Consider the following 13,628-nt stretch of genomic DNA (forward strand, 5'->3'; position numbering starts at 1 on the left):
TCGCGATTTCAACGCGTTATCGGCCCTCGCCAAACAGTCGACGAGGGCCGATAAATTCCGGGAGGGGAAATTGGACGTTACGGCCGAAGCGAGAGAGCAGCCCGGGGCGTCACGCCTCGGCATCATCGGCTGGATGCTGTTCGACTGGGCCGCGCAGCCTTTCTTCACCGTCATCACCACCTTCATCTTCGCGCCCTATTTCGTATCCCGGCTCACGGCCGACCATGTGCAAGGGCAGGCGATCTGGGGCTATACGCTTACCGTCTCCGGCATCATCATCGCGGTTCTTTCGCCGGTGCTTGGCGCGATCGCCGACGCGACCGGACCACGCAAGCCCTGGATCGGCTTTTTCGCCGTCATCAAGATCGCCTCGCTCGCAATGCTGTGGTTCGCCGCCCCGGGCTCGCCCATCCTCTATCCCGCGATCTTTCTCGCTCTGGCGACCGTCGCTGCCGAATTTTCGATCGTCTTCAATGATTCGATGATGACGCGGCTGGTGAGCGAAAAAGAAGTGGGCCGCGTCTCGAACATTGCCTGGGGGCTCGGCTATCTCGGCGGCATGATCGTCTTGATTGCCGTCGTAGCGCTCATTGCCGGAAATCCCGCGACGGGCAAGACGGCACTGGGCCTCGACCCGATCTTCGGCCTCGATCCGTCCAAGGGGGAAGACGCCCGCATCACCGGACCGATCTCGGCCGTCTGGTACTTGATATTCATTCTGCCGATGTTCCTGTTCACCCCGGATGCGGAGAAGGCGACGATGTCGCTGTGGAACGCGACGGCCAGTGGACTCAAGGAACTTGAGGGCACACTCCGGGAACTAAAGGAGAGAGCAGGTATCCTGCGTTTTCTGATCGCGCGGATGATCTTCCAGGACGGTGTTAACGGCTTGCTCGCGCTTGGCGGCACCTTCGCAGCCGGAATGTTCGGCTGGCAGACGATAGAACTCGGCCTCTATGGAATGATTCTCAACGTTGTTGCGATTGCAGGCTGCCTCTATGCGAGTCGGCTTGACGCACGGCTCGGCTCGAAAACGATTGTCGTTGCCAGCCTCGTCTGTCTCACCATCGCCACGCTCGGCATCGTCTCGACCGGGCCAGGCTTTACGCTGTTCGGGCTGCTGACGCTTCCGACAGAAGACTCCGGCGGCCTCTTCGGCACGACGGCGGAGAAGGCATATATTCTCTACGGCCTCCTGGTCGGCATCGCCTTCGGGCCAGTTCAGGCCTCGTCCCGTTCCTACCTCGCCCGAAGCGTCGCGGTCGAGGAAGCCGGCCGCTATTTCGGCCTCTATGCCCTTTCCGGGCGCGCGACTTCGTTTCTCGCTCCCGCCTCCGTCGCAACGATCACGGTGATGACCGATTCCGCGCGCATCGGCATGATGGCGCTGGTCGCTTTCCTCGCCATGGGTCTCTTCATCCTTCTGCGCACACCCTATCCGGCGCATCGCCCGGCATAAAAAAGGCCCGTTGCGCGGCAGGCGCGGGGGCGTTGCCACCTCGAAGGGTGAACGGCGTGAATAGTGTCCGCGCACCACTCGGCCGTCATTCTCGGGCTTGTCCCGAGGATGACGAGAGGCGAGCGGGGGTGCTCAACTGTTACAGCGCTGCGCCCGCTTGCGTAGTGACGCTTGAGCCACTCAATGCCGGAAATGGCGCATGCCGGTGAAGACCATGGCAACGTTGTGCTCGTTTGCCGCGGCGATCACCTCTTCGTCACGCATCGAGCCGCCCGGCTGGATGACGGCCGTGGCGCCGGCGGCGATTGCCGACAGGAGGCCGTCGGCGAAGGGCAGGAAGGCCTCCGATGCGACAGCCGAGCCGCGGGTCAGCGGTTCGGCGAGTCCCAGCGCCTTGGCGGCTTCCTCCGCCTTGATGGCGGCAATCCGGGCCGAATCGACGCGGCTCATCTGACCGGCACCGATGCCGGCCGTCTGGCCGTCCTTGGCATAGACGATGGCGTTCGACTTGACGTGCTTCGCCACCTTGAAGGCGAATTTCATGTCTTCGAGCTCCTGCGCGGTCGGTGCGCGCTTGGTCACGACCTTGAGTTCGAGATCCTCGACCATGCCGTTGTCGCGCGTCTGGACGAGCAGGCCGCCTGCGACCGTCTTTGCGGAAAGACCCGGCACGCGCGGATCCGGCAAGCCGCCGGTCGCGAGCAGCCGAAGGTTCGGCTTGCGCGCGATGATCGCCTTCGCCTCGTCGCTGACCGACGGTGCAATGATGACTTCCGTGAAGAGCTTGACGATCTCGTCCGCCGTCTCGGCATCGAGCTCCTGGTTGAGCGCGATGATACCGCCGAAGGCGGAGGTGGAATCGCAGGCAAGCGCCCGGCGGTAGGCTTCCGCAAGCGACGGCGCCGTCGCGACGCCGCAGGGGTTGGCGTGCTTGATGATGGCGCAGGCCGGCGCCTTCTCCGGCAGGAACTCGGCCACGAGCTCGAAGGCGGCGTCGGTGTCGTTGATGTTGTTGTAGGAAAGCTGCTTGCCCTGCAGCAGCGTGGCGGTCGCGACCCCCGGCCGGTTTTCGCCGGTCACGTAGAAGCCTGCCTTCTGATGCGGGTTTTCGCCGTAGCGCATCTCCTCCTTGAGCACGCCGCCAATCACGCGATGCCGCGGCATCGGCGTATCGAGAACGTCGGCGAACCAGTTGGAGATCGCGGCATCGTAGGCGGCCGTGCGGGCATAAGCCTTTGCGGCCATTTTCTGGCGGAAGGCATAGCGCGTCGTGCCGCCGGCGATTTCTTCGAGCAGCGGCGCATAGTCGGCAGGATCGGTGACGATCGTCACATAGGCATGGTTCTTCGCCGAAGCCCGGATCATCGCCGGACCGCCGATGTCGATGTTCTCGACCGTCGTCGGATAATCGCCGCCCTTGGCGCGAACCTCCTCGAACGGATAGAGATTGATGACGGCGAGATCGATGGCGGTGATGCCGTGCTTGCCCATCGCCGCGACGTGCTCGGCATCATCGCGAATGGCGAGCAGGCCGCCATGAACACCGGGGTGAAGCGTCTTGACGCGGCCATCCATGACCTCCGGAAAGCCGGTCAGTTCAGAAACGTCGCTGACCGGAAGCCCGGCGTCCGACAGTGCCTTGTGCGTGCCGCCGGTGGAAACAAGGCGTACGCCCTTGTCATGAAGAGCACGCGCGAGCTCGACGATGCCGGTCTTGTCGGAAACCGAGAGGAGGGCGGTGCGGATCCGGACTTCGTCCGGGGCGGGGATTTTCTTGGAGGCGACAGCCATCAACCATGCTCCTTTGGCGGCGCCGGACGCTTGGGGAGGAAAGGTGCCGGCGATTGGGATGGCTGCCCGTTAGCATAGCTTGCCCCGTGAAGAAACCTTCGCCACGGCCAACAGCGGAAAATAGGCGACGCCCTAGGCTCAGGACCTAGCTCTCGCGGGTAAGGGTCCACTGGATTTCGGGCTGTGCAGCGACGGCAAAGGTGACGGTTATCTGCGAGGAGGCGCGCACACCCGAGGGGTCGGCGAAGAAGATATCCTCCTCGATCGCCAGTTCCCCATCCCGGCAGGCGAAGAGCCAGGCTTCACCATCGGGCGCGGCGAGATAGACCTCGCTGTCGCTCGCCCGCCGCATCGCGATCGCGGGGTGGATATGAAAGCGGGCGACTGCAATGGCGGCGCTGGCGGCATCCGGATCGCCGCCATCCCCTCGCGAAAGGCGATCGCGGCCACGAAGCAGCCGGCCTCCGTTCAAGACGCTGATATCGCGTTCATGAAGCAGGCCGAAAGAGGCGAGATAGCCGTCGTGACTGGCCCAGATGGACTGGATGCGGCCCGGCTCGTCCTTTCGCTCGACCAGCACCGCCGAGAGCCCGGACGTCATGATCGGCCCGAGGAAACGCGAATGGGAAAAGCGGCACGAGGACGTATCGTTGACCGTCACCGTGGAATGCGCGGCGGTCGCCCGGGCCATCTGGCGGAATCGCTCGCCGGCAAACTTCGGTGCGCCGGAGTTGATGACGAAGCGGTTCCTGCCCGATGACATCTCGAAGGAGAGGCAGCCCGCATGGGCACTGCGCGAAAGGTCGATCGAAAGCGGGCGCCCGGTATCCATGATGACGACGGTTTCGCCGAGCGACAGCCGCTCATAATTTGCATGGGGCAGCGAGTGAAACGGCTCGCCGGCCGTTTCGTCATATCGCAGCACCGAGGCGAGTTCGTGCGCCAGAACGGAGGTCGCGCCATTGAAAAGCGCGAGTTCGCCGCCCTGGTGGCGGAAGAAACGCAAGGCCGGATACATCCGGTCGATGCAGGGAATAAGCCGCGAGGGCACATCGTGGCCAAGATTGACATAGGTTTGCCTGAGCGGCAGCAGATCTAGCAGAAGCTCGAGCCCCGCTCTGGGGCTGCGCGAAGAATGCGCTCCGTCCGGCAGGATCTGGCGATCGAGTTCCAAATCGAGATTGCGGGAGGCCTTACGGATGGCGGAAGCGGACGCCGGCATCGACACGGATGCCATGGCGAGCGCCATGCGCACGCGCAGGCGCGCCTCGCCGTCGCAGACCGTATCCGCAATGTGCCGAAGGTAGCGAACCTGGAAAGCCAGGCTTTTAAGGAAGCGGCGGTAGAACCCGTGTTCGGCGTTTCTGAGCACCACCGGCGAATGCGACAGCCAGGCGATGATGCGCTGGGCGATTACGTCGGCTTCCCAGGAGATGCCGCCGATGGTGCGGCCGTGGCTGCCGATCCAGTCGTCGACGATCTGTCGGAGCCTGACATAGCCGGCATCGTCACGGATCGCGCGCAGATGCCTGAGCCAGCCGAAGGAATGGAGCCGGACCGCAAACTCGTGCGACGGCAAATCGATCTCGAAGGGGGATTCACCTTCAGTATCGAGCACGCGGCCGGCGAGCGGAAAGCGGCCCGCAAGGATCTCTTCGGCAACGAAGGGATCGATCGCCCTCAAGTCGGTCGGCGCAACGATCAGCCGATCGGGCGTTGATCCGGCAAAGCGCATCGCCGTCGAGCGGCCGAGCGCGATGCGGCGCGAAAATCGGCGCCAGCCCTCCCGCAGATACAGGTAAAGAAGCCTTTGCTTACCGGAAAACACCATCAGCGCCCGTCGGTTTCCTTATGCCTGCAACGGACCCTTTCGAAGCGCCTGAGGCTGCTGCACGTCCTAAAATCTACTCCGATTCAGGGGACATGCAGCAATTCCAAGTGCTACAGCGACCTTGGCGCCCAGAAAGACGCGCGGCGCTGCAGCGCATGCCCGGCTCGCGCCAGAATCCCTTTCCAGCAGATGGTGCCGGAAAGACCATTAAACTTTTATCAATCCTGTAAATATTGATAGGCCGACGGCCCGATAGCGTCAATTGTCGCGGCAAAACAGCCTGTTGACGGCGGCCATTGCGTCGACATCGGTTGATCTTTAGGCACGCTTGCGGCGAAGCACCGCGGCATAGAAACCGTCGAGCCCGCCGGCGAATGGTGCTGCAAGCGGCAGCATGGCGGGCGTCGTGCGAAACTCGCCGAGTTCTGTGATCGCCTCGCCGAGACCCGGCCAATCGGCAGCAGCAATGGGCACGCGTTCACAATCCTCGCCGTCGCCGACGACGCGCGCGACAACCTCCTCGCCTTCGCGCGGATCGAGCGAGCAATTGGAAAAGACCACCAGCCCGCCGGGCTTCACCACGGTCAGCGCGTGGCGCAGCAACCGCTCCTGCAGCCCGGCAAGCTTCTCGACGTCCTCCGGCCCCTTCGTCCAGAGCACATCCGGATGACGGCGCGTCGTTCCAGTAGAGGAGCAGGGAGCGTCGAGCAGCGCCGCATCGAAGAGTTCCTCCGGTTGGAAGTCAGCCATGTTGACTTCCTTCGTCCGGGCCTCAAGCCCAAGCCGCGCGAGGTTGGTCTTCAGGCGCCGCAAGCGGCTTGACGACTGATCGAGCGCCGTCACGTTTGCTCCGGCGAGGATCAGCTGTGCCGTCTTGCCGCCCGGAGCCGCGCAGAGGTCGACGACGCTCTTGCCGGCCAGATCGCCGAAGAGGCGCGCCGGAATCGAGGCAGCCGCGTCCTGGACCCACCACTCCCCTTCCGAAAATCCCGGCAAAGCCGGAATGGTGCCCGAGAAGGTTCCAAGCCGGACCGAACCGGTCGGAAGAACCGTGCCCGCGAGACGCTCGGCCCAGGCGTCGGGGTCTGACTTCACCGACAGATCGATTGCGGCCGAAATCTCTTGCGCCGCCGATATGCGCTCGGCCTCGTCCCGGCCGTAATGTACCACGAGCCTTTCGTAAAACCAGTCCGGCATTGCCGGAATGGTTTTCATCTTGTCGAGAATGGCGTCCTTTTCGCGCGAGAGCCGGCGAAGAACGGCATTGACGAGACTCGCGAAACGGCGATTGCGCGGATCGCCCTGCGCCTGCTCCACGGCAAGGTCGACGGCGGAATGATCCGGAATGTCGAGATAGAGGATCTGCGCCGCGGCAACCGTCAGTACGTGATCGAGCGCACGCGCCCCTTCCGGCAGCGGCGTCTGCAGCAGAGAATCGATTGCCGCCCGAATGCGTGGCAGATGCCGGAGCGCCGAATTGAGGATGGCGCGCACCAGCGCCCGATCGGCGTCATTGAGTTCGCGATAGACCGGATTGCCGTGCTCCTGGTCGAGCATGCCGTCGAGAGAGGTCTTGCGGTCGACGACGGCCGCCAGGATCTTCGCCGCCGCCTGGCGGCTCTTCAACCCCGGCTTCTCCGCCATCGCGGCACCGGTGCGGCTCGGCGCTGCCTTCTGAGCTCGGGTTCGTTTCGGGCGTGAATCGTTTTTCTCGGGCATCAGGACCAGGGACCTTTGGGCGGTTCGGAACCACCGCGACCCCAGCCAGTTTTCGGGACAGAGCGCGATTTGCGCACGGGATTATCAGTGCGGACCGCCGGCGTCGAGCCCGTCGACATCCCACGTGCCATCTCCTCCAGCGCCGCCACGCGATTTTCGGTATTCGGATGGGTCGAAAAGAGATTGTCCATCCGTTCGCCGGAAAGCGGATTGATGATGAACATATGCGCGGTCGCCGGGTTGCGCTCGGCGTCGTCATTGTGGATCACGTGAGCGGCACCGGCGATTTTCTGCAGTGCCGAGGACAGCCAGAGCGGATTGCCGCAGATTTCTGCGCCGCGCCGGTCAGCGGAATATTCGCGGGTACGGCTGATCGCCATCTGCACCAGCATCGCCGCGAGCGGCGCGACGATCATCGCGACAAGGACGCCGATGAAGCCGAGCGGATTGTTGTTGTCGCGGTTACCGCCGAAGAAAAAGGCAAAGTTGCCGAGCATCGAAATCGCGCCGGCAAGCGTCGCCGTCAGCGTCATCGTCAAGGTGTCGCGATATTGGATATGCGCAAGCTCATGCGCCATGACGCCGGCGACTTCCTCGTAGGAAAGCGACTGCAAGAGGCCGGTGGAGGCGGCGACCGCGGCGTTCTCAGGGTTGCGGCCGGTGGCAAAGGCGTTCGGCTGCGGACTGTCGATGACATAGACACGCGGCATCGGCAAACCGGCATTCTGCGCCAGGCCGCGGACGATCCCGTAGTATTCGGGCGCGGTGCGTTCATCGACTTCCTGGGCCCGGTACATGCTCAAGACCATGCGGTCGGAATTCCAGTAGGAGAAGAAGTTCATGCCTGCGGCAATGACAAGGGCGATCATCATGCCGCCTCGGCCGCCGATGGCGTAGCCGACGGCCATGAAGAGGACGGTCATGACGGCAAGCAGCATTGCGGTGCGCATGAGGTTCATGGATGAGCTCCAGGCATATTTGTCTCGTCATCCGTTCGGCGATGGAATCCAGGCTGTTCCGCCCGTTTCTCACGAACGTTTCACGTGAATCAGGGTTTCCGTTCGCACGGAACCGCTTATATGATGGGTATAAACCCGACGCTCTTCAATATCACGGAAATCCGGGATCCCATGCAGAACGACAACGACAATTCGCCCGACCGCCCCAAGCGCCCGCTGCCGCCTGCCGCCCTTCGTGCGCTGAAGGAGGCGGAGGAGAGAAGACGCGCTGCGGAACCACAAGTCATGCCGACCGAGCTTGGCGGCCGCGGGGGCCTTGATCCGGCGCGCTTCGGCGATTGGGAGATCAAGGGTCGGGCGATCGATTTCTGAGGCGCCATGTCTCGATAGAGTGAATCATCATTTCATCGGCGATTCGATGACGCTGCGGAGATCGTAGCTTGCTGGAGTCGCCTCTCGGCACGTCAAATATCTATACGACTCCGGCTAATGAAGCGGTGCCCGACGTTTCGGATCGTCACTGCTCAAATTATCCGAGGCGGCTCCTCGCCCTAGCCCTCTCCCCGCATGCGGGGAGAGGGATTTTGGCGCCGGGCGGTGCCTCGAGTCTCCTTCGCCCCGTGAGCGGGAGAAGGTGGCCGGCAGGCCGGATGAGGGGCAGCCGTACCCCTTATACTCAAATCACGCCTGATTCTGGCGGTTGGCAATCAGGTCGTCGACCACCGCGGGATCGGCAAGCGTCGAAGTGTCGCCCAGAGAACCAAAGTCGTCCTCGGCGATCTTGCGGAGAATGCGCCGCATGATCTTGCCGGATCGAGTCTTCGGCAGCCCGGGTGCGAACTGGATCTTGTCCGGCGTGGCGATCGGTCCGATTTCCGAGCGGACATGCTTGACGAGGGCCTGGCGAAGATCGTCGTTGCCGGTCTCGCCGGCCATCAATGAGACATAGCAGTAAATGCCCTGTCCCTTGATCGGGTGCGGATAGCCGACGACCGCCGCTTCCGAGACGAGATGGTGCGAGACGAGCGCCGACTCGACCTCGGCCGTGCCGAGGCGGTGGCCGGAAACATTGAGCACGTCATCGACGCGGCCGGTGATCCAGTAGTAGCCGTCCTCGTCGCGCCGGCAGCCGTCGCCGGTGAAATACTTGCCCTTGTAGGTGGAGAAATAGGTCTGAATGAAGCGGGCATGGTCGCCATAGACCGTCCGCATCTGGCCGGGCCAGCTGTCGGTGATGCAGAGATTGCCGTCGGCCGGACCCTCGAGCACATTGCCCTCGTTGTCGACGAGTTGCGGCTGGACGCCGAAGAAGGGCCGGGTCGCCGAACCGGGCTTGAGATCGGTCGCGCCCGGCAGCGGGGTGATCAGGATGCCGCCCGTTTCCGTCTGCCACCAGGTATCGACGATCGGCGAGCGCTGTTCGCCGACGACATTGTAGTACCATTCCCAGGCTTCCGGATTGATCGGTTCGCCGACGGTGCCAAGCAGGCGCACGGACGAACGCGAGGAGCGCTTGACGAACTCGTCGCCGGCACCCATCAGCGAGCGGATCGCCGTCGGCGCCGTGTAGAAGACGTTGACCTTGTGCTTGTCGATGACCTCCCAGAAGCGGCCGGCATCCGGGAAGTTGGGCACGCCTTCGAACATCAGCGTCGTCGCCGCATTGGCGAGCGGGCCGTAGACAATGTAGGAATGGCCGGTGACCCAGCCGACATCGGCCGTGCACCAGTAGATATCGCCGTCGCGGTAGTCGAAGACATATTCATGCGTCATCGACGCATAGACGAGATAGCCGCCGGTCGTGTGCAGCACGCCCTTGGGTTTGCCGGTCGAGCCCGAGGTGTAGAGGATGAACAGCGGATCCTCGGCCTTCATCTTCACCGGCGGGCAGTCCGGCTTCACGGTCGCGATTTCCTGGTGGTACCAGAGGTCGCGCCCTGGTGCCCAGCCCGTCTTCCCGCCGGTGCGGCGCACGACCAGTACCTTGTTGACGATCACGTGCTGCTTGGCCGCAATATCGATCGCCGTGTCGGTGTTTTCCTTGAGCGGAACCGGTTTGCCGCCACGCACGCCTTCATCGCAGGTGATGACGAAAGTGGATTCGCAGTCGACGATGCGGCCGGCGAGCGCGTCCGGTGAGAAGCCGCCGAAGACGACCGAATGGATGGCGCCGATACGGGCACAGGCGAGCATCGCATAGGCCGCTTCCGGAATCATCGGCATGTAGATGGTGACGCGATCGCCCTTCTTGACACCATGCTTCTTCAGCACGTTGGCGAGACGGCAGACCTGATCGTAAAGCTGGTTATAGGTGATCTTCTTGTCGATGTAGGGATTGTCCCCCTCCCAGATGATCGCGGTCTTCTCGCCATGGGTCTTCAGATGGCGGTCGATGCAGTTGTAGGAGACGTTGGTAATGCCGTCCTCGTACCACTTGATCGAGACTTTGCCCTTGAAGGACGTGTTCTTGACCTTGGTGTAGGGCTTGAACCAATCGATCCGCCTGCCATGCTTGCCCCAGAACTTGTCCGGATCGGCAACGCTCTCCTCGTACCACTTCAGATAGTCAGCGTTGTCGAGCAGCGTCCGGCTCTTGGCGGATTTCGGAACCGGATAGGTCTTTACGGACATGTGTTTCCTCCCTGAGCATTCCTCGCCAGATCACGTTTGTGATCGTTTCTTAATGACAGCGGGGGCCGGCGGAAAACCGCACACACTTTTCCCCCTCCGGGACGACACTCCTAGCCGCCCATGGTTCCGTCACAATTCATAGCAGGTCAAAACCCGCCCGCAATTAGACAAAAGGACATCGCCACTGAAAGAATTGCAATTTCGCGACAGTGACGGTATAGAGGCGCTCAATTCCCGGAAATCAGTGGTAGACTCCACGGCCCGCGACACCGGCGCGGACGGACAAAAGGACTATATCCATGGCTCAGCAACTGCTTATGCCCAAGGCAACCGCCGTCTGGCTTGTTGACAACACAGCGCTGTCATTCGACCAGATCGCGCAGTTCTGCAAGCTGCACCCACTCGAAGTGAAAGCGATCGCCGACGGTGAATCGGCGCAGGGCATCAAGGGCCTCGATCCGATCGCCACCGGTCAGCTTTCTCGCGACGAGATCGCGCGCGGCGAGGCAAACCCGAACCACAAGCTCAAGCTCTCCGAACCGAAGGTTCGCGTTCCGGACTCCAAGCGCAAGGGCCCGCGCTACACGCCGGTCTCCAAGCGCCAGGACCGTCCGAACGCCATCCTCTGGCTTGTGCGCAACCATCCCGAGCTGAAGGACGCGCAGATTTCGCGGCTTGTTGGCACGACGAAGACGACGATCGAGCAGATTCGCGAGCGCACCCATTGGAACTCGGCCAATCTGACGCCTATGGATCCGGTGACGCTCGGCCTCTGCTCACAGATCGACCTCGATCTCGAAGTCGAACGCGCCTCCAAGGGCCGTCCGCTGCCGACAGCAGCCGAGGCGGGTGCGACACTGGAGGCAGCACAGGAGACCGAAAAGCTCGGCTACAACTTCGACCGCGAGGAAGAGAAGGAAATCGACGCCGACGCCGTCTTCGCCAAGCTGAAGTCGCTGAAGTCGGATCGCAAGGACGACGAAGACGACGATTATTGATCGCCACTTCGGCGATACGATGCAGAAACCCGGACCTGCTGTCCGGGTTTTTTGTTGGCAGTCGCATTAATTGAAGGTGCGGCCGCGCGATTTGCCCCGCGTCATTTCCCTTCGCCCCGCTTGCGGGGAGAAGGTGGCGGCAGCCAGATGAGGGGCAAATGCGCAACCCCAGCGATAAAGCTTTGAATCCAAAACTTTATATGCCGATGCCTTTCGCGTGCAGCGCTTCGGTGATCTCGTCGAGGATCGCCGGATCATCGATCGTCGCCGGCATCTTCCAGGGCTGGCGGTCGGCAATCTTCTGGATCGTCGCCCGCAGGATCTTGCCGGAACGCGTCTTCGGCAAACGCTTGACGCAGATCGCCGTCCTGAACGCGGCAACGGGTCCGATCCGCTCGCGCACGAGCGAGACGACTTCCCTTTCGATTTCCGACGTTTCACGGGAAACATTGGAATTGATCACCAGGAAGCCGGCCGGAACCTGACCCTTGAGCGAATCGGCGATGCCGATCACCGCGCATTCCGCCACGTCCGGGTGGCTGGCGCAGACCTCCTCCATCGCTCCGGTCGACAGCCGATGGCCGGCAACGTTGATGATGTCGTCGGTGCGCGCCATGATGAAAATGTAGCCTTCGTCATCGACATAGCCGGCGTCCGCCGTCTTGTAGAAGCCGGGATATTCGTCGAGATAGGCCGCGTGGAAGCGGTCGTCGGCGTTCCACAGCGTCGGCAGGCAGCCGGGTGGGAGCGGTAGCTTGACCACGACATTGCCCAGCGTGCCCGGCCCCACGGGGTGCCCGGCATCATCGAGCACCTGAACGTCGTAGCCGGGCAGGGGAACGGCCGGGGAGCCGTATTTCACCGGCAGCAGCCCTAGGCCCAACGGATTGCCGGCAACCGGCCAGCCGGTTTCCGTCTGCCACCAGTGATCGATGACCGGAACGCCAAGCGCCCGCTCGGCCCATTGGATCGTGTCTGGATCCGCCCGCTCGCCCGCAAGATAAAGCGCCCGGAAACGCGAGAGGTCGTAGCGGAACACATGAGCGGCTTCTGGATCCTCCTTGCGGATCGCGCGCAAGGCCGTCGGCGCCGTGAACATGACCGCGACGCCGTGCTCGGCGATGATACGCCAATAGGTGCCGGGATCTGGCGTGCCGACCGGCTTGCCTTCGAAGAGGACGGAGGTGTTGCCGTTGAGAAGCGGTCCGTAGACGATGTAAGAATGCCCGACCACCCAACCGATGTCGGACGCAGCCCAGAAGACCTCGCCGGGCCGCACGCCGAAGAAATGCTCCATCGACCATTTCAACGCGACCATGTGGCCGCCATTGTCGCGTACGACTCCCTTAGGCTGGCCGGTGGTGCCGGAGGTATAGAGCACGTAAAGCGGATCGGTCGACGCGACCGGGGTGCAGGGCACCTCTTCGCCGGCCTCCTTCGCCGCTGCGAGCGCCTCGGCAAAGTCGATGTCCCGACCCGGAACCATGTCGGCGGCCAGCATCTCGCGCTGAAAGATCAGGCAATAGGCCGGCTTGTTGGCGGCGATCTCGATGGCCGCATCGAGAAGCGGCTTGTAGGCGACCGTGCGTCCGGGTTCGAGACCGCAGCTCGCGGAGACGACCAGCTTCGCCTGGCAATCGTCGATGCGCACGGCCAGCTCGTTTGCGGCAAAACCGCCAAAGACGACCGAATGCACCGCGCCGATGCGCGCGGCGGCGAGCATTGCCACTGCCGCCTGAGGGATCATCGGCATATAGATGATGATCCGGTCGCCCTTGCCGATCCCGAGATTGCGGTAGACTGCCGCCATCGCCTTCACGTCGGCGAGCAAATCGGCATAGGAGATCTTTTCGGTCCGGCCCGTGACGGGGCTGTCATAGATGAAGGCGGGCTGCGCCGCCCGGCCGCCTTCCACGTGTCGGTCGAGACAGTTGTAGCAGGTGTTCGTCACGCCATCGGGAAACCAGTGCCCATAGGTTCCGAGTTCAGGCTCGAAAATGCGCTCGGGTGGCTGGAACCAGTCGATCGATACGGCTGCATCGGCCCAAAACCCTTGCGGATCGGCCTTCCACGCGGCATACACTTCGGAATAGCGGCTCGCCATATCCGTTCTCCTCCCACTGACCTTTCCCGGACAAAGCCCGGCTCCTCGATCAGAGAAAATAGGCTAACGAGGGCAAACGAGAACCCCGACGAAAGGGTAAGACGGTTTCCTACAGCGCCGCGCGTCCCAACCGGCG

The 13,628-nt window shown here is 62.8% G+C and carries 9 protein-coding genes; 3 read left to right on the forward strand and 6 right to left on the reverse strand.

Annotation, left to right across the window (positions count from 1 at the left end; genetic code table 11):
* Nucleotides 1-70 precede the first annotated feature (70 nt).
* Nucleotides 71-1,459, forward strand: coding sequence for an MFS transporter (locus QA637_RS16590; protein ID WP_283062375.1), 1,389 nt, complete (start codon nucleotides 71-73; stop codon nucleotides 1,457-1,459).
* Between the two features lie 180 nt (nucleotides 1,460-1,639).
* On the opposite strand, the gene purH is transcribed toward QA637_RS16590, so the two are convergent.
* From purH to htpX, 4 genes are all read right to left on the reverse strand, one after another.
* Nucleotides 1,640-3,250: a bifunctional phosphoribosylaminoimidazolecarboxamide formyltransferase/IMP cyclohydrolase gene (gene purH, locus QA637_RS16595; RefSeq protein WP_283062376.1), complete on the reverse strand. Its 1,611-nt coding sequence runs from the start codon at nucleotides 3,248-3,250 to the stop codon at nucleotides 1,640-1,642.
* Nucleotides 3,251-3,395: 145 nt separating this feature from the next.
* Nucleotides 3,396-5,081: a heparinase II/III family protein gene (locus tag QA637_RS16600; RefSeq protein WP_153440621.1), complete on the reverse strand. Its 1,686-nt coding sequence runs from the start codon at nucleotides 5,079-5,081 to the stop codon at nucleotides 3,396-3,398.
* A gap of 318 nt (nucleotides 5,082-5,399) precedes the next feature.
* Nucleotides 5,400-6,800, reverse strand: a complete 1,401-nt coding sequence (locus QA637_RS16605) for an RsmB/NOP family class I SAM-dependent RNA methyltransferase (RefSeq protein ID WP_153440620.1) — start codon at nucleotides 6,798-6,800, stop codon at nucleotides 5,400-5,402.
* On the reverse strand, nucleotides 6,800-7,759 hold the full coding sequence (gene htpX / locus QA637_RS16610; protein ID WP_153440619.1) for a zinc metalloprotease HtpX: 960 nt from the start codon (nucleotides 7,757-7,759) through the stop codon (nucleotides 6,800-6,802). The genes QA637_RS16605 and htpX overlap by 1 nt, the downstream gene beginning before the upstream one ends.
* 120 nt (nucleotides 7,760-7,879) lie before the next feature.
* Here htpX and QA637_RS16615 point away from each other — a divergent pair, with 120 nt between their 5' ends.
* The gene (locus tag QA637_RS16615) at nucleotides 7,880-8,131 is read left to right on the forward strand and encodes a DUF1674 domain-containing protein (protein WP_167528291.1); all 252 of its coding nucleotides are present in this window, start codon (nucleotides 7,880-7,882) and stop codon (nucleotides 8,129-8,131) included.
* A 309-nt stretch (nucleotides 8,132-8,440) separates the two neighbouring features.
* Here the strand turns inward: QA637_RS16615 and acs are convergent, their stop codons facing one another.
* The gene (gene acs, locus QA637_RS16620) at nucleotides 8,441-10,390 is read right to left on the reverse strand and encodes an acetate--CoA ligase (RefSeq protein WP_283062379.1); all 1,950 of its coding nucleotides are present in this window, start codon (nucleotides 10,388-10,390) and stop codon (nucleotides 8,441-8,443) included.
* Nucleotides 10,391-10,689: 299 nt separating this feature from the next.
* On the opposite strand from acs, the gene QA637_RS16625 reads away from it, so the two are divergent.
* Entirely contained in the window at nucleotides 10,690-11,388 is a 699-nt protein-coding gene (locus QA637_RS16625; protein ID WP_153440617.1) for a DUF1013 domain-containing protein, read from the forward strand.
* A 196-nt stretch (nucleotides 11,389-11,584) separates the two neighbouring features.
* Here QA637_RS16625 and QA637_RS16630 read toward each other — a convergent pair whose 3' ends face one another.
* Nucleotides 11,585-13,492 (reverse strand): AMP-binding protein, encoded by a 1,908-nt coding sequence (locus QA637_RS16630; protein WP_153440616.1) that lies wholly within the window; start codon nucleotides 13,490-13,492, stop codon nucleotides 11,585-11,587.
* Between the last annotated feature and the right edge of the window lie 136 nt (nucleotides 13,493-13,628).

It is taken from the genome of Sinorhizobium terangae, assembly GCF_029714365.1.
Lineage (GTDB): Bacteria > Pseudomonadota > Alphaproteobacteria > Rhizobiales > Rhizobiaceae > Sinorhizobium > Sinorhizobium terangae.

What these genes read in the sequence shown, in the direction of transcription:
- purH (WP_283062376.1), bottom strand. Translation starts at nt 3,250, where the DNA reads ATGGCTGTCGCCTCCAAGAAAATCCCCGCCCCGGACGAAGTCCGGATC.
- QA637_RS16600 (WP_153440621.1), bottom strand. Translation starts at nt 5,081, where the DNA reads ATGGTGTTTTCCGGTAAGCAAAGGCTTCTTTACCTGTATCTGCGGGAG.
- QA637_RS16605 (WP_153440620.1), bottom strand. Translation starts at nt 6,800, where the DNA reads ATGCCCGAGAAAAACGATTCACGCCCGAAACGAACCCGAGCTCAGAAG.
- htpX (WP_153440619.1), bottom strand. Translation starts at nt 7,759, where the DNA reads ATGAACCTCATGCGCACCGCAATGCTGCTTGCCGTCATGACCGTCCTC.
- QA637_RS16615 (WP_167528291.1), top strand. Translation starts at nt 7,880, where the DNA reads ATGATGGGTATAAACCCGACGCTCTTCAATATCACGGAAATCCGGGAT.
- acs (WP_283062379.1), bottom strand. Translation starts at nt 10,390, where the DNA reads ATGTCCGTAAAGACCTATCCGGTTCCGAAATCCGCCAAGAGCCGGACG.
- QA637_RS16625 (WP_153440617.1), top strand. Translation starts at nt 10,690, where the DNA reads ATGGCTCAGCAACTGCTTATGCCCAAGGCAACCGCCGTCTGGCTTGTT.
- QA637_RS16630 (WP_153440616.1), bottom strand. Translation starts at nt 13,492, where the DNA reads ATGGCGAGCCGCTATTCCGAAGTGTATGCCGCGTGGAAGGCCGATCCG.